This window comes from Micromonospora sp. WMMD1219 (genome assembly GCF_049315215.1).
Taxonomy (GTDB): domain Bacteria; phylum Actinomycetota; class Actinomycetes; order Mycobacteriales; family Micromonosporaceae; genus Micromonospora; species Micromonospora tulbaghiae.
This window is the reverse complement of the sequence record NZ_CP186057.1, coordinates 6,250,601-6,265,321: the sequence shown is the minus strand read 5'-3', so window position 1 is coordinate 6,265,321 and position 14,721 is coordinate 6,250,601. Positions and strand designations below refer to the sequence as shown.

The window sequence follows — 14,721 nt, the reverse complement described above, 5'->3', positions numbered from 1 at the left end:
GAGCCCTTCGTGACCGACCCCGCCCCCGTCGACGGGGAGCCCAACGCCGTCCCCACCACCCCCGTCCCGCCGGTGGAGGCGCCCGAGGCGCCACCGGCGAAGCTGTGGGACCGGATGCGGGACGACCCGCAGTACGCGCCGGAGCACCTCGCCCTGGAGGCGGTACGCCGGCTCGGCCCGGAGGCCGCGCAGTGGGCCGCCCGGGAGCGGGCGCTACGGCCGGACGCGCCGCCGGAACAGCTGGCCGACCAGGCGGTTCGCAAGTTCGTCAACCACGCCCGGCTCTCCGGCGCGGTGTCCGGCGCGGCCGGGCTGCCCGGCGCGGTGATCGACGTGGGCGTGCTGGCCTGGACCCAGGCCCGGCTGGTGCTGCACGTCGCCGCCGCCTACGGCGCCGACCCGACGCACCCCGACCGGGCGACCGACCTGCTGGTGCTCCAGCGGGTGCACAAGGCCGCCCAGACCGCACGCCTGGCGCTCGGGGTGGCGGCCGGCCGGGAGCGGGCCGGCGCGTTGTTCGGCTCCGCCGGTGACCGGGCGCTGGGCCGGGTGATGCTCCAGCTCGGGGTCCGGCTGGCCCGGATGGCCGGGGTGCGCGCCGCCAAGCGGATGTTCGCCAAGGTCGTGCCGGGCGCCGCGATCGTGCTCGGCACCTGGGCCAACTCGTCGGCCACCAAGGAACTGGCCGACCGCACGCGCGCCCTCTACCGCGCCGCCGGCCCCCGGCAGCTACCCGGCCCGCGCCAGCCCTGACCAGCCGGAGGCGTTCCAGGCCACCTCGGCCAGCCGGCCCTGACCGGCCGCGTTCGGGTGGAACCAGTCGAGCGCGTTGACCTGGTCCAGCGTGAAGCGGTGGCGGTGCACCGCGCCGCCGTCCCACCGGCAGCGTGACCCGTACGCCCGGCAGGCGGCGCGCAGTTGCCCGTCGTACGCCTCGATCCGGTCCCTGACGCGGGCCCGGCGGGCCACCGCGGCGGGCGCGGTCGACGTGGCGTCGGCCAGCAGTGCCGGGCAGACGCCCCGCGACCAGGCCCGCACGGCGCGGGGCTCGGTGTGCCCGATCTGCCAGAGCCGGTACAGGTCCGGGATGCTGGCCACCAGCACCCGGGCCTTCGGCCGGCCCTCGCGCAGCGCGCCCAGCGCCGCGTCGACCTGGTCGCGGAAGGTCGCCACCGGCGTCATGTCGCCGACGTCGCCCCGGCAGGCGTCGTTCGCCCCGATCAGCACGGTGACCAGGTCGGCCTTGTCGCGTACCGCCGAGCGGGCCTGGCCGGTCAGCGCGGACGCGCGGGCCCCGGGCACCGCCCGGTTGTAGGCCCGCAGCCCCGGCGCGTCCGTGCGCAGCCGCCGGTAGAGGCTCTCCACCCGCAGGCCGTCCCCGGTCGACCAGGAGTTGCGTTCGCAGCTCACCAGCACCAGGCAGGAGCCGTAGCCGGTGCTGACCGAGTCGCCGAGCGCGACCAGCACCCGCGGCTCGCCGGGGCGGGGCGTGCCGGACGGCCGGGGCGATGCCTCGCCGGAGCCGTCACAGGCGAGCGCGACGAGCGCCGCCAGGCAGGCCAGCGCGGCGGTCCAGCGTCTCATCGGTCCCCCGTCCGGCGGCGGCAACGGGCGCGTCGACCCTATGCCCCGGCGGAGTCCCGGCGGCGGTTCTGTCGGCTATCGGGCATCGACCACCATCGTTCACATCTGTGGTGTCGGCGCAGGCCGGCCGTGCAGCCACCGGTGGAGCGCCCGGGTGATCCGGGGCAGCACGAGGTAGGTCATCAGCGGGGTGAGCACGAGCGTCATCAGCAGCGTCCGGCCGGCCAGCGGCACGCCGGCGAGGAACCGGGTGGTCAGCAGCGTCGCGGCCAGGCTGAGCGGGAAGAACGCCAGCCAGATGGTGACCGCCTGCTTCCAGCGCGGCGGCGCGGCCGGTTCCGGCTCGCCGAACGTCTCGACCACGTGGTCCACCGGCGGGTCGAACCAGCCCTCGATGCCGGTGCGCCGCTCCACCCGGGTGTGCTCGACGATGCCCTGCGCCGAGCCGAGCCACCAGCGCCGCTGCGGCGAGTCCTCCCAGCCGCGCAGCGTGTCCGCGTCGGCGAAGCGGTACATCACGTGCCACTCGCCCGAGCCGGGGGCGCTGCGGACGAAACCGGCGCCGAGGAAGCCCGGGAAGCTCTCCGCGAGCGCCGTCCCGGCCCGCATCCACGCCACCACCTCGTCGGTACGCGCCGGGTCGGCGCGCCGGGACACGGCGACGGTCACGGGTACGGCCTGCGTCGTGGTCATGCCATCCTCTCCACCGTCCCGCGGGATCTCCGCCGGAACCGGCGCACCGATGTAACGCACCCGCCCGCCGGGCGCATCCGGCGCCTGCCCGCCGGGTGTCCCGGATCACCGGCGTTCCCGCGCCGGCCGGTTATCCCCGCCCGTGCCGGGGTAGGCCCCAGGAATGACCCGATCACAGCCCCGTCGCGCCCGTGGCACGGTCGGCCACGCCAACAGTGCCCTGAACCTGCGGCTGGCGCTCGCCACGTTCGGTCTGGTCGTGATGACCGTCTTCGCGGTGCTCGCGTTCGCCGCGGACGTCGCCTGGCTGGGTGTCGTCTGCGCGCTGCTCGCCGTGGTGGCGGTGGTCGACCTGGTCGTGATCCAGCGCCGCCGCGCCGCGCGCCGCCGGGAGGAACCGGGCGTGCGGCACTCGCTGTTCGAGTGACAGGAGTACGAGATGCCCATCGCCACCACCAATCCCGCCACCGGACAGGTGCTCAAGACGTACGAAGCGATGTCGGACGAGCAGATCGACGCCGCGATCGAGCGGGCCGACCTCGCCTTCCGGCAGTTGCGTGAGACCACCATCGCGCAGCGGGCCCGGTGGCTCACCGCCGCCGCCGACCTGCTCGACGCCGAGCGCGACGAGACGGCCCGGCTGATGACCACCGAGATGGGCAAGACGTACGCCGCCGCGAAGGCAGAGGTCACCAAGTGCGCCACCGCCTGCCGCTTCTACGCCGACAACGCGCCGGGGATGCTCGCCGACGAGCCCGCCGACGCCGCCGCGGTCAAGGCGAAGCGGGCGTACGTGCGTTACCAGCCGATCGGCCCGGTGCTCGCCGTGATGCCGTGGAACTTCCCGTTGTGGCAGGTGATGCGGTTCGCCGCCCCGGCGCTGATGGCGGGCAACACCGGCCTGCTCAAGCACGCCTCCAACGTGCCGCAGACCGCGCTCTACCTGGAGGACCTGTTCCGCCGGGCCGGTTTCCCCGAGGGCGCGTTCACCACCCTGCTGGTCGGCTCCGACGCGGTCGACCGGATCCTCAGCGACCCCCGCGTCCGCGCCGCCACGCTCACCGGCAGCGAACCGGCCGGCCGGTCCATCGCCCAGATCGCCGGCCGGGAGATCAAGAAGACGGTGCTGGAGCTGGGCGGCAGCGACCCGTTCGTGGTGATGCCCTCGGCCGACCTGGACACCGCCGCCGAGGTCGCCACCACCGCCCGCTGCCAGAACAACGGGCAGTCCTGCATCGCCGCGAAGCGGTTCATCGTGCACACCGACGTCTTCGACGCGTTCGCCGAGAAGTTCGCCGCCCGGATGGCGGCGCTGCGCGTCGGCGACCCGATGGACGACGGCACCGACGTCGGCCCGCTGGCCAGCGAGCGCGGCCGCGACGAGGTGCACGCCCAGGTCACCGACGCGGTGGACCAGGGCGCGACGGTGCTCTGCGGCGGCGAGAAGCCGGCCGGGGACGGCTGGTACTACCCGCCGACCGTGGTCACCGACCTGCGCCCGGAGATGCGGATGTGGAGCGAGGAGGTGTTCGGGCCGGTCGCCGGGCTCTACCGGGTCGGGTCGTACGACGAGGCGATCGCTGTCGCCAACGGCACCAGCTTCGGCCTCGGCTCCAACGCGTGGACCAACGACCCGGCCGAGCAGGAGCGCTTTGCCGTCGACCTGGACGCCGGCAACGTGTTCATCAACGGCATGACCACGTCCTACCCGGAGCTGCCGTTCGGCGGCGTGAAGAACTCCGGGTACGGCCGCGAGCTGTCCGCCGCCGGCATGCGCGAGTTCTGCAACACCAAGACCGTGTGGATCGGCGAGGGCGAGGCCGGCGCGGGCGCGGGCGCGCACTCCGAGTAGACGCGATTGGCCGGACGCCGTCACGGGTAGGAGTGGCGACCATGACGGCGTTCGGCTTCCACGCATCCCACGAGCAGATCCACCCGGCCCGGCTGCTGGAGGCGGTGATCCACGCCGAGCGCGCCGGCTTCGACGCGGCCATGTGCTCCGACCACTTCTCGCCCTGGAGCGAGCGGCAGGGCCAGTCCGGGTTCGCCTGGTCCTGGCTCGGCGCCGCGCTCCAGGCCACGAACCTGTCCTTCGGCGTGGTGAACGCGCCCGGCCAGCGCTACCACCCGGCGATCATCGCGCAGGCCATCGGCACGCTCGGCGCCATGTACCCGGGCCGGTTCTGGGCCGCGCTGGGCACCGGCGAGGCGGCCAACGAGCACATCACCGGTGAGGTCTGGCCACGCAAGGACGTCCGTACCGCCCGGCTGCGCGAGTGCGTCGACGTGATCCGGGCGCTGCTTGCAGGCGAGGAGGTCAGCCACGACGGGCTCGTCACAGTCGACCGGGCGAAGCTGTGGACCCGGCCGGAGGAGCCGCCCGCGCTGGTCGGCGCCGCGGTCAGCATCACCACCGCCCGCTGGTGCGCCGAATGGGCGGACGGGCTGATCACCGTCAACGCGCCGGTCGAGCACCTGCGGCGGATGATCGACGCCTACCGGGACGCGGGCGGACGCGGCCCGCTGCACCTCCAGGTGCACGTGAGCTGGGCGCCCGAGCAGGAGCAGGCCGAGGCGATCGCGTACGAGCAGTGGCGCAGCAACGTGTTCGCGCCGCCGGTCTGCTGGGACCTGGAGACCCCCGAGCACTTCGACGTCGCGAGCGCCGACGTGCCGATGTCCAAGGTCGCCGAGACCGTGAACGTCTCCGCCGACCTGGGCCGGCACATCGGCTGGCTGGAGGAGTACGTGGCGCTGGGCTTCGACCAGATCGCGCTGCACCACGTCGGGCAGGAGCAGCGCGCCTTCATCGACACGTTCGGCGCCGAGGTGCTGCCGAAGCTGCGCTCCGCCGCCTGATCACACATCGGCCCCTCGACGCCTAGGCTCCTCGTTCGTGGATGCTCTGTTCGAGGTCGTGGTCTTCCTGGCCATCGCGACCTTCGGTGCGGCACTGGCCCGCCGGCTCGGCCTGCTGGCACCGATCCTGCTGGTGGTGCTCGGCCTCGCCCTGTCCTTCCTGCCGTTCTTCCCGCACGTGCGGCTGGACCCGGACCTGGTGCTGGTGGGCATCCTGCCGCCGCTGCTCTACGTGGCGGCGCTGGAGACGTCGGTGCCGGCGTTCCGGCTCAACCTGCGGCCGATCCTGCTGCTCGCCGTCGGGCTGGTCATCTTCACCGCGTTCGTGGTGGGCACCGTCGTGCACTGGTTCCTGCCCGAGCTGCCGTACGCGATCTGCCTGGCACTCGGCGCGGTGGTGGCGCCGCCGGACGCGGTCGCCGCCACCGCGGTGGCCCGGCGGGTCGGCCTGCCCCGGCGGGTCGTCACCATCCTGGAGGGCGAGAGCCTGGTCAACGACGCCACCGCGCTGGTGCTGCTGCGGGTGGCGATCGTCGCCGCGACCGCCACCACCGGCGGCGTCGGCGTCGGCGAGGTGGCCCGGGAGGTGGTCGTCGCGGCCGGCGGCGGCATCCTGGTCGGCCTGCTGGGCGTGGTGGTCTTCGGCTACCTGCACAAGCGCATCACCGACCCGGTGCTGGACAACGCGCTGTCGCTGATCGTGCCGTTCGCCGTGGTCTTCGCCGCCGAGGAGATCCACGCATCCGGCGTGGTCGCCGTGGTGGTGACCGGCCTCGGCATCGGCCACAAGCTGCCCACGCTGCTGTCGGCCGCCTCCCGGCTCCAGGTGACCGCGTTCTGGCGGCTGATCCGGTTCCTCCTCGAAGGACTGGTGTTCCTGCTGGTCGGCCTGCAACTGCCGGAGGTGGTACGCGGCCTCGACGAGCCGTTCGGCTCGCTGGTGGCGATCACCGCGGCGGTGCTGGCCGCCGTCTTCCTGGCCCGGTTCGTCTGGGTGTTCCCGGCCACCTACGTTGCGCGGCTCGTGCCCCGGGTCCGGCAGCGCGACCCGGCGCCGCCGGTGCAGTTCCCCGTCGTCATCGGCTGGGCCGGCATGCGGGGCGTGGTGACGCTGGCCGCCGCGCTGGGCCTGCCGCTCACCCTCGCCGGCGACACGCCGTATCCGCGCGGGCTGCTCATCTGGCTGGCCTTCGCGGTGATCGTCGCGACGCTGGTCGGGCAGGGCGCCACGCTGCCCTGGCTGGCCCGGCGGCTGCGGCTGCCCCCGGACGACCCGGTGCAGGACGCGCTGTCCGCCGCCGGGGTGCAGCAGCGGGCCAGCCGGGCGGCCCGGGAACGGCTCGACGAGCTGGCCGCCGGCGCGCCGGAGGCGGTGGTGGAACGCCTGCGCGGGCTGACCACCTCCCGGGCCAACCTGGCCTGGGAGCGGCTCGGCGGCACCGAACGGGAAACCCCCTCCCAGGCGTACGCGCGCCTGCGGCAGGAGATGATCGACGCCGAGCGGGAGGTGTTCCGGGCCGCCCGCGACTCCGGGCAGATACCGGAGGAGGCGCTCACCCGCGCCTATCGTGATCTGGATCTGGAGGAGTCCATGCTGCGACAGGAGGCCGTCGAATGAGTTGCCAGCACCTGGCCGAGGCGGGCACGGCCGAACCGGACACCACGACCGAGTGCCCCGACTGCGTGGCCATCGGCAACCCGGACTGGGTGCACCTGCGCGCCTGCCTGACCTGCGGGCACGTGGGCTGCTGCGACTCCTCGCCGTACCAGCACGCCACGAAGCACTTCGAGTCCGCGGGGCACCCGGTGATGCGGTCGATCCAGCCGGGGGAGTCGTGGCGCTGGTGCTTCGTGGACGAGGAGATCGGCTGACTCAGCCGACCCGGCGCTCCAGCACCTGCCCGGTCCACGTCGGACGGCCCGGCCGCTCCACCGTGAACGGCTCGGTGGCGGTGAAACCGCAGCTCTCGTAGAACCGCACGAGCGCCCGGTCCGGGCTGCGGAAGCAGTCCACCCGCAGCAGGCCGACGCCGCGCTCGCGGGCCAGCTCCGCCGCGTACGCCAGCAGCCGCGTCCCGACCCCGCGTCCCGCGTACGCCCGGTCGGTGACCAGCAGGTTCACGTACAGCTCCGGTTCGGTGGCCGGCGGCACGTACTCGGTCGCCACGCCCACCACCAGCGCGCCCACCACAGTCGCGTCGATCTCGGCGAGGTGCAGCCCGTCCCCGGCCGCCCACGCGTCGGCCTGGGCGATGCGGCGCGGGTCGATCGACGCCGGCTCGGTGCCCCACTGCTCGGTGCGCCCGCGTTCGGCCAGCCAGGCGGTGGCGCTGTCGAGCAGCCGCAGCAGCGTGGGGGCGTCGCCGGGTCCACCCGGGCGGATGGTGATGCTCTGCTGGTCGGTCATCCCGCCATGCTGCTACACCGGGCTCAGCCGGGCACCCCGGCGGGTCGTGCCTCCGGCACCGGCCGGTCCGCGATCGCCCGGCGGGCCAGCGCCGGGGCGGCCAGCCCGGCGGCGGCGAAGATCCCGCCGAGCACCAGCCAGCCGACCGGACCGCCGCCGAGCACCAGCAGCGTGAGCAGGCCCCGGCCGAGCGCCTGGGCCAGCCCGGCGGCCAGGCCGTCCGCGCCCTGGTAGGCGCCGATCGCATCCGGCGGGGCCAGGTCGTAGGCGAGGCCGGCGCCGGCCGCGCCGTGCCACAGGTCGCCCACCGTCCACACCGCGGTCGCGACGAGCAGCAGGACGACCGCCGGGAGCACCGGCAGGACGCCGGTCACGGCGTACAGCGGTGTCGCCGCCGCGAGCACCAGCCCGGCCCGGCGCAGCTTCCGGGCGGCCGGCGCGGCACGCTCCGCGCCCCGGCTCAGCCGCACCGCGAGCAGCACGGTGAGGACCGTGTTGGCGAGCAGCACCGCCGACACCACAGGCGGTGGCGCGCCGGCCCGGTCCACCGTCCACAGCGGCACGACGAGCACGAGCACCGTCACGTGCGTGCTCAGCACCGCCGACGCGCCGCTGACCGCGAGGAACCGTCCGTCCCGCAGCGGGCCGCCGCGCCTTCGTCCTCCGCCGCGCCGCGTGCCCGGCGTGCGTCGCGCGCCGGCGGCGGCCGGTTGCGGCGGCAGGCGCAGCAGCAGCGCCGCCGAGAGCAGGTAGGTGGCCGCGTTGCCCACCACGAGCACCTGGTACGCCCGGTGCGTGTCCACGGCGAGCGCGATCCCGGCCAGCGCGGTACCGACGGTGATGCCCAGGTTCGCCACCGCGCGCAGCGTGGCGAAGGCGTGCACCCGGCCGTCCGGGCCGCCCACCGCGGCGACGAGCGCCGCCCGGACCGCCAGGTTGCCGGCCGCGAGCAGCGCCTCCGGCACCGCCACCGCCAGGAACGCCGGGAACGAGCCGACCATCAGGTACGCCAGCGCGACGACCGCCTGGCCCACCTGGAGGACGGCCCGGAGCGTACGCGGATCCCACCTGTCGGCCAGCCCGCCCAGCGGCACGCTCGCGCTCAGCCCGACCAGCCCGGCGACTGTCAGCCCGGCACCCACCGAGGTGGCGGAGAGTCCCACGTCCCGGGTCAGATAGAGCGCCCCGCCCGCCAGCCACAGCCCCGCGCCGACGGTGTTGGCCAGCGTGGCGTACGCGAGCGTGCGCAGCGGCCCGGGCGGCGGGAGCGGCGAGACGCGTCCCATCAGCGGGGTCCGGCGAGGGCCATGCGGTCGACGCTAGGACTGTTCCGGCGGGCCCGGAGCCCCGCTCGGGGCGACGCCTGTCACACCGCGAGCCCGCCGGGGCGTCGTCGCCGCTGGTCACCGCCGAGCCACCCGGAGCGCGGTTCGGGAAATCCGCTCGCCCGCCGGTCCCCGCTCTGCCAGGGTCGGCGCCGTGGAGCGCAGCAGGATCGCCCGGGCCGGGGAACTGACCGAGGTGCAGCGGATCGAGGTGGCCTCCGGCGCCCCGTTCCGGGAGATCGGCATGACCCTGGTGGCCGACATGCCACCGCTGCCGGTGGAGGCGCTGGCCGCCGGGCAGCGCGCCGGACGGCTGTGGGTGGCGACCGACCCGGCCGACCGGCCGATCGCGTTCGTACTGGCCGATCTGGTCGACGGCGCGGCGCACGTGCAGCAGCTCAGCGTCGACCCGGCGTACGCCCGGCGTGGCATCGGGCGGCGTCTGCTCGACCGGGTGGCGGAGTGGGCGTCGTCGCAGGGGTTGCCGGCGCTGACGCTGACCACGTTCCGCTCGGTGCCGTGGAACGGGCCCTACTACGTGCGGTGCGGTTTCCGCGAGCTGAGCGGGACGGAGTTGACGGCGGGCCTGATCGAGTTGCTGGCCGCGGAGGCGGCGCTGGGCCTCGACCCGGCCGAGCGGATCGCGATGCGCCGCTCTGTTCCCGCGCGCCTACCCGACTAGCGGTGGGCCCGTCGACCGGGCGTCGCGGCCGTGCCACGTTCGGGTTGATCGGCAACCCGTCCGTCGCGTAGGAGCCAGTCCCACATTCCGGTTCAGGTAGAGCGCACCGCCGGTCAGCCACAGCCCCGTGCCGACCGTGTTGGCGAGGGTTGCGTACGCGCACGTCGCAGAGGCCCGGGCGGCGGGAGCGGCGAGATGCGTCCCATCAGCGCCGTTCAGCGGCCTCCGTGCACGGGGTCGGCCGCGGACGGCCGGACGAACCGGTCCTCATTCCAGCGCCGCAGCACCTGCGCCGGGCGGACGGCCCCGGCGCGGTCCCGGGCGACGCCGAGAAGCAGTGTTCGCAGGTCCGCCGCCGGGAGCGCAGCCAACGCATCGCGGCTGCCGGGCGGCATTGCCGCCCACACCCGATGTTCCGCGTCGCCGCCCACGCGGCTCACGGTCGCGCACCTGCCTGTGCGAGTCCACCGGATTCTCGGCGGAACGGTGACGCGGCCCCCAGGCGCTCGGCGGGGCGGGGCCGCGTCAAGCTCGGCGGCGGCTCCCGCGCCGGAAGGATGAGCTTTCAAGCCTTATGCCTCTCGGTCATATTTATGACTGAGAGGCATAACGGCGGCGGGGCAACTCTTCTCTTCGGGGGCGACACGCCGAGCCCGGGCGGCGCGTTAACCGGTCGACCGCGGGCGTGGGCCGTGCCACGATCGCGCGATGCCTGCCTCCGTGACCGGCCTGCTGCGCTGGCAGTTCGACCTGACCTGGGCGCTCGCCGAGTACCACCTCGACCGGCTGGAGCCGGCGGACTACCTCTGGGAGCCGGCCGCGCTGTGCTGGACCATGCGCCCCGGCCCAGGCCCGGGCGGCGGGTGGCGTCCCGACTGGGCCGACAGCGAGCCGGACCCGGTCCCGGCGCCCACGATCGGGTGGCTGACCTGGCACATCGGCTGGTGGTGGTCGGTCGCGACCGACCACGTGCGGCAGCGCCCGGCGCGGGAACGCGACGACATCCGCTGGCCCGGGCCGGGCGCGGAGACGGTCACCTGGCTGCGGGAGCTGCGGACGGAGTGGGCGGGCGCGCTGGACGCGCTGGCCGAGGACGACCTGGACGGGCCGGCCGCGTACCCCTGGCCCGCCGACGCCGGGCTCACCGTCGCGGACCTGGCCGCGTGGGTGAACGCCGAGCTGATGAAGAACGTGGCCGAGATCGGGCAGCTCCGGTTGCTGCGGGCGGCGGGGCGGCCGGTCTGAGCGGGGGCGCGCTCAGTGCGCGCCGCCGAGGTTGAGCACCACCACCCCGGCGATGACCAGTCCCGCCCCGACCACCTTCGTCACGCTCAGCGGCTCGCCCAGGAACGCCGCGCCGATCGCCATGATGGCGGCGGTGCCGAGGCCGGACCAGACCGCGTACGCGACGCCGACCGGGATGTCCTTCACGGCCAGCGAGAGTAGCCCGAACGCGGACAGGTACGCCACGGCGAGGCCGAGCGTGGGCCAGAGCCGGGTGAAGCCGTCGGTGGCCTTGAGCAGACTGGTGCCGATCACCTCGGCGGTGATCGCGCCGAGCAGGAACAGGTACGCCATCGCAGGACCGTACCCGGTCCTGCGATGGCGCCCGGTCAGCTCGGTCAGGAGACCGTGCAGGCCTTTCCGTTCAGGGTGACCAGCCCCGGATCCGGGTTCGGGAAACGGGACGCGGTGCCGTTGAAGCCGAACGTGGTGCTGGCGCCGGGCGCCAGCTTCGCGTTCCACGACAGGTTCTTCGCGGTGACCGTGGCTCCGCTCTGGCCGAGCTGCGCCGACCAGGCCTGGCTCACCTTCTGGTCGCCGAGGAAGGCCCACCGCAGGTTCCAGCCGTTCACCGCCGTCGTGCCGGTGTTGCGCACCGTCACCTGGGTGGTGAAGCCGGACGGCCAGCTCCCGTGCGTGGTGTAGGTGACCGCGCAGGACGGCGCCGGCACCGCGCCGGCGTCACCCTGGTCGGCCAGGAACGACGCGAGCCACGCCAGCGCCGAGTTCCAGTTGATCGCCACCTCGTTCGTCGCGTACGAGTTGATGTCGTCGACGTAGCAGAACATCGGCGCGCACCCGGCGAGCAGGTTCGCCGCGAACGGGTCCTGGAGCGCGGCGTTCGGACCACCGGCGAGCGAGCCGGCCGGCGGGCGCGGCAGGTCCGGGTTCAGCTGGTGGCCGAAGATCCGGCTGTGCTGGTTGCGGGCGTGCTGCTCGCCCCACCCGGTCACGTACGACATGTTCAGCGCGTTGCGGCCGAACAGGTAGTCGGCGGCCTGCACCGCGCCGTCCCGGTACTTCGCGTCCCGGCTCAGGTCGAACGCGGTGGCCAGCACGATCGCGTTGTTCACCAGGTTGCTGTTGCTGCCCCAGACGTACGCGTCGGCGCTGCCCGGGAACGGCAGCCCGTACGCCTGGCCGGCGATCGTGGCCAGGTAGCTGTCGGCGGCGGCGGTGATGGACTCGCGGATGCGGGTCTTCTCCGCGGCCGGCAGCGTGTTCGGCACGGTGGCCAGGTCCAGGCGGCCCAGCGCGGCGACGCTCTGCCAGCCGAACGCGCCGCTCGGGGCGAACACGTCGGCGGTGTGCAGCGGCGAACCGGTGACGTCGGCCAGGTACGCCTTGTCGCCGGTGGTCAGCCACAGCTCGGCGGCGGCCCAGTAGAACTCGTCGCTGACGTTGGTGTCGTCGTACGCGCCGCCGCCGGTGCTGTCGCTGGCCGGGGCGTAGATCGCCGGGTTCGCCTTGGCCGCCGCGTACGCGGTCTTCGCGGCGGTGCCGCAGCGCGCGGCGAACGCGGCGTCGTACGGGGCGTACAGCCGCTGGCACTGCGCCGCGACGGCGGCCAGGTTCAGCGTGGCGGCGGTGGACGGCGCGTGCAGCTCGCGCGGCTGCGGGTCGTCCTGGGGTGAGAGGGGCAGGCCGGTCCAGTTCCGGTCGTGGATCTTGTGGTGGACCATCCCGGCCAGCGGCTTGCCCGCCGGCACCTGCATGCGCAGCAGGAACTCCAGCTCCCAGCGGGCCTCGTCGAGCACGTCCGGCACGTCGTTGCCGCGCTCGGGCAGCCGCAGCGTGGAGTCGCCCAGGGCGGCGCCGCCGCCGGCGGTCTCGGCGGTCTTGGTCCGCTCGAAGGTGCTCAGCAGCTGGTAGGTGGCGATGCCGCCGTTGACCACGTACTTGCCGTGGTCACCGGCGTCGTACCAGCCGCCGCGCACGTCCAGCGAGTAGTCGCAGACGCCGGGCTGGCACGGCACGTCGGTGTCGCCCTGGTTGGGCTCGACGCCCAGGTGGCCGGCCGGGCGGGCGTACTCCTCGCCGATCAGGTCGCCGTCGATCTCGATGCCGCTGCGCTGGGCGTAGAAGAACTGCAGCGAGTCGGCGCGCAGCCGGTCGTAGAGCGAGCCGGAGATGTCGAACGGGTGGCTGGTCTCGCCGTCCACGGTCAGCGTGTAGCCGGTGCCCGGCTTGCGGTAGGCGGAGAAGTCGACGGTCTGCACGTTCTGCGCCGAGGCGGCGTCGGTGCCGCGCGGCGTGGTCTGCCCGCTGGCGACCACCGCGCCGGCCCCCGACTTGAGCTGCCACGGCAGCGCGTCGGTGGCCTCGGTGACCACAGTCGCGTGCTTCGGCCCGCCGGGCAGGTAGCCGACCTGGTTGACCCGGACCCGGGGACCGGTGTCCGGCTCGTACGGCGGCGCCGGCTCCCCGCCGCGCAGCGACACGTTGTCCAGGCAGAACGTCTGCGCCTGGGCGCTGCCGCCGACCTGGAAGATCAGCTGGGCGGTGGGGTTGTCCGCCGGGGAGGTGAACGTGGTGGTGACGCGCTGGGCGGTGCCGGTGGCTGTGGCGTCGACGCTGGCGTACGTGGTGTAGGGGGCGCTGCCGAGCTGGAGCACCGCCTTGACGGCCGCGCCGGGGGTCGCGGAGACGTCGAAGGACAACTCGTACTCGGCGCCCTGGGTCAGCGGCACCGCGTCCTGGCCGATGCCGGCGTCCCACGGGTTGGCGGTGCCCGCCGCGACGGAGGTGCAGAGCCGGCCGTCGACGACCGCGAGGTCGCCGGTGCCGTACGAGAACCAGGGTGAGACACCGGCGCTGAAGTCGCCGTTGCGGAGTTGTTCGGGGGCGTCCGGCGGCACCTCGGCGCTCGCCGGGCCGGCGGTGAGGCCGGTGAGCGCCAGCGTGGTGGCCGCGAGTGCGGCGAGCCGACGACGGGATCGGGTCACGGAGGTTCCTTCCGTGCTCGGGGGTGGTGGGGGAGACCGGGAGCTGGGAGCGCTCCCAATATCAGCCCGATGTTTCCATCGCGTTCCGCCGCTGTCAATCGATCCGGCCCGATGAGCGCCGCGCGCCCGCGCGCGGTTCGATTCGGCGCGCCACGTACGATGTCAGTGATCTCCTAGAGACATCCGAGCCCTCGACCTGGCAGGCTGCGACCCATGACCCTGAAGCTTCGTTCCGTCGGAGCGAGCGACCGTGGGCTGATCCGCAGCGGTAACCAGGACGCTCAGCACGCGGGCGCCTGGCTGGTCGCGGTCGCCGACGGCATGGGCGGCATGGCGGCCGGCGACCTGGCCAGCCGCATCGCCATCGACGCGGTCGCCCCGCTGGACGTGGAGACGCCGGAGGACGCGCTCGTCGCCGCGCTCCAGGGCGGGATCGAGCTGGCCACCGCGCGGATCCGCCAGGCCGTCGAGGAGGACCCGGAACGCCAGGGCATGGGTACCACGCTCACCGCGCTGCTGTTCGCCCGTACCGGCAGCTGCCTCGCGCTGGCGCACGTCGGCGACTCCCGGGCCTACCTCTACCGCGAGGGCGTGCTCAAGCAGGTCACCCGCGACGACACGTTCGTGCAGATGCTCGTCGACCAGGGCGTCATCACCGCCGAGCAGGCCAGCAGCCACCCACGCCGAGCGGTGGTGACCCAGGCGTTGCAGGGCGACGAGGTCTCCCCGTCGTACGCCACGATGGTGCCCCGGGCCGGTGACCGCTGGCTGCTGTGCAGCGACGGCCTCTCCAACGTGGTCCGCGCGGACACGCTCACCGAGGTGCTCAGCGAGCAGCCGGGACGCGACGCCTGCGCGGCCCGGCTGATCGACCTGGCGCTGCGGGCCGGCGGCCCGGACAACATCACCGTCGTGATCGCCGACGTCGTCGAGGAGTAGCCC

16 protein-coding genes are annotated in these 14,721 nt (G+C 74.3%); 9 read left to right on the top strand and 7 right to left on the bottom strand.

The annotated features are described in order from the left end of the window. The first annotated feature begins 9 nt into the window (after positions 1-9). Entirely contained in the window at positions 10-753 is a 744-nt protein-coding gene (locus ACN27C_RS29285) for an EcsC family protein (RefSeq protein ID WP_358192457.1), read from the top strand. Here the strand turns inward: ACN27C_RS29285 and ACN27C_RS29280 are convergent. Together ACN27C_RS29280 and ACN27C_RS29275 are read right to left on the bottom strand one after the other, a co-directional pair. Next, positions 730-1,584 (bottom strand): GDSL-type esterase/lipase family protein, encoded by an 855-nt coding sequence (locus ACN27C_RS29280; RefSeq protein WP_393378465.1) that lies wholly within the window; start codon positions 1,582-1,584, stop codon positions 730-732. The genes ACN27C_RS29285 and ACN27C_RS29280 overlap by 24 nt on opposite strands. 99 nt (positions 1,585-1,683) lie before the next feature. Then, on the bottom strand, positions 1,684-2,277 hold the full coding sequence (locus ACN27C_RS29275) for an antibiotic biosynthesis monooxygenase (RefSeq protein ID WP_357795857.1): 594 nt from the start codon (positions 2,275-2,277) through the stop codon (positions 1,684-1,686). 163 nt (positions 2,278-2,440) lie between these two features. On the opposite strand from ACN27C_RS29275, the gene ACN27C_RS29270 reads away from it, so the two are divergent. The 5 genes from ACN27C_RS29270 to ACN27C_RS29250 are packed head-to-tail and all read left to right on the top strand — an operon-like array spanning position 2,441 to position 7,008. After that, on the top strand, positions 2,441-2,704 hold the full coding sequence (locus ACN27C_RS29270; RefSeq protein WP_120570636.1) for a DUF6343 family protein: 264 nt from the start codon (positions 2,441-2,443) through the stop codon (positions 2,702-2,704). Between the two features lie 12 nt (positions 2,705-2,716). After that, positions 2,717-4,129 (top strand): NADP-dependent succinic semialdehyde dehydrogenase, encoded by a 1,413-nt coding sequence (locus ACN27C_RS29265; RefSeq protein WP_422749440.1) that lies wholly within the window; start codon positions 2,717-2,719, stop codon positions 4,127-4,129. A gap of 32 nt (positions 4,130-4,161) precedes the next feature. Further along, complete coding sequence (locus tag ACN27C_RS29260) at positions 4,162-5,136, top strand: TIGR03885 family FMN-dependent LLM class oxidoreductase (RefSeq protein WP_422749438.1); 975 nt, start codon at positions 4,162-4,164, stop codon at positions 5,134-5,136. A gap of 37 nt (positions 5,137-5,173) precedes the next feature. Further along, positions 5,174-6,754 (top strand): Na+/H+ antiporter, encoded by a 1,581-nt coding sequence (locus ACN27C_RS29255; protein WP_422749436.1) that lies wholly within the window; start codon positions 5,174-5,176, stop codon positions 6,752-6,754. Next, positions 6,751-7,008, top strand: a complete 258-nt coding sequence (locus ACN27C_RS29250; RefSeq protein ID WP_120570632.1) for a UBP-type zinc finger domain-containing protein — start codon at positions 6,751-6,753, stop codon at positions 7,006-7,008. The genes ACN27C_RS29255 and ACN27C_RS29250 overlap by 4 nt, the downstream gene beginning before the upstream one ends. Position 7,009: 1 nt before the next feature. Here ACN27C_RS29250 and ACN27C_RS29245 read toward each other — a convergent pair whose 3' ends face one another. Both ACN27C_RS29245 and ACN27C_RS29240 read right to left on the bottom strand, forming a co-directional pair. Then, the gene (locus ACN27C_RS29245) at positions 7,010-7,543 is read right to left on the bottom strand and encodes a GNAT family N-acetyltransferase (RefSeq protein ID WP_120570631.1); all 534 of its coding nucleotides are present in this window, start codon (positions 7,541-7,543) and stop codon (positions 7,010-7,012) included. 23 nt (positions 7,544-7,566) lie between these two features. Then, positions 7,567-8,829: an MFS transporter gene (locus ACN27C_RS29240; protein ID WP_121684312.1), complete on the bottom strand. Its 1,263-nt coding sequence runs from the start codon at positions 8,827-8,829 to the stop codon at positions 7,567-7,569. Positions 8,830-9,022: 193 nt separating this feature from the next. Between ACN27C_RS29240 and ACN27C_RS29235 the strand changes: the two genes are divergently transcribed. Continuing rightward, positions 9,023-9,550 (top strand): GNAT family N-acetyltransferase, encoded by a 528-nt coding sequence (locus ACN27C_RS29235; RefSeq protein WP_233585669.1) that lies wholly within the window; start codon positions 9,023-9,025, stop codon positions 9,548-9,550. Positions 9,551-9,765: 215 nt separating this feature from the next. Here the strand turns inward: ACN27C_RS29235 and ACN27C_RS29230 are convergent, their stop codons facing one another. Next, a complete protein-coding gene (locus ACN27C_RS29230) occupies positions 9,766-9,990 on the bottom strand; it encodes a hypothetical protein (protein WP_422749433.1) in 225 nt (74 codons plus the stop codon). A 268-nt stretch (positions 9,991-10,258) separates the two neighbouring features. Between ACN27C_RS29230 and ACN27C_RS29225 the strand changes: the two genes are divergently transcribed. Then, positions 10,259-10,795 (top strand): DinB family protein, encoded by a 537-nt coding sequence (locus ACN27C_RS29225; protein ID WP_422749431.1) that lies wholly within the window; start codon positions 10,259-10,261, stop codon positions 10,793-10,795. 12 nt (positions 10,796-10,807) lie between these two features. Here the strand turns inward: ACN27C_RS29225 and ACN27C_RS29220 are convergent, their stop codons facing one another. Both ACN27C_RS29220 and ACN27C_RS29215 read right to left on the bottom strand, forming a co-directional pair. Further along, positions 10,808-11,128, bottom strand: coding sequence for a DMT family transporter (locus tag ACN27C_RS29220; RefSeq protein ID WP_120570628.1), 321 nt, complete (start codon positions 11,126-11,128; stop codon positions 10,808-10,810). Positions 11,129-11,172: 44 nt separating this feature from the next. Continuing rightward, the gene (locus ACN27C_RS29215; RefSeq protein WP_422749428.1) at positions 11,173-13,779 is read right to left on the bottom strand and encodes a glycoside hydrolase family 9 protein; all 2,607 of its coding nucleotides are present in this window, start codon (positions 13,777-13,779) and stop codon (positions 11,173-11,175) included. 213 nt (positions 13,780-13,992) lie between these two features. Between ACN27C_RS29215 and ACN27C_RS29210 the strand changes: the two genes are divergently transcribed. Beyond that, positions 13,993-14,718, top strand: a complete 726-nt coding sequence (locus tag ACN27C_RS29210) for a PP2C family protein-serine/threonine phosphatase (RefSeq protein WP_120570626.1) — start codon at positions 13,993-13,995, stop codon at positions 14,716-14,718. The last annotated feature ends 3 nt before the right edge of the window (positions 14,719-14,721 follow it).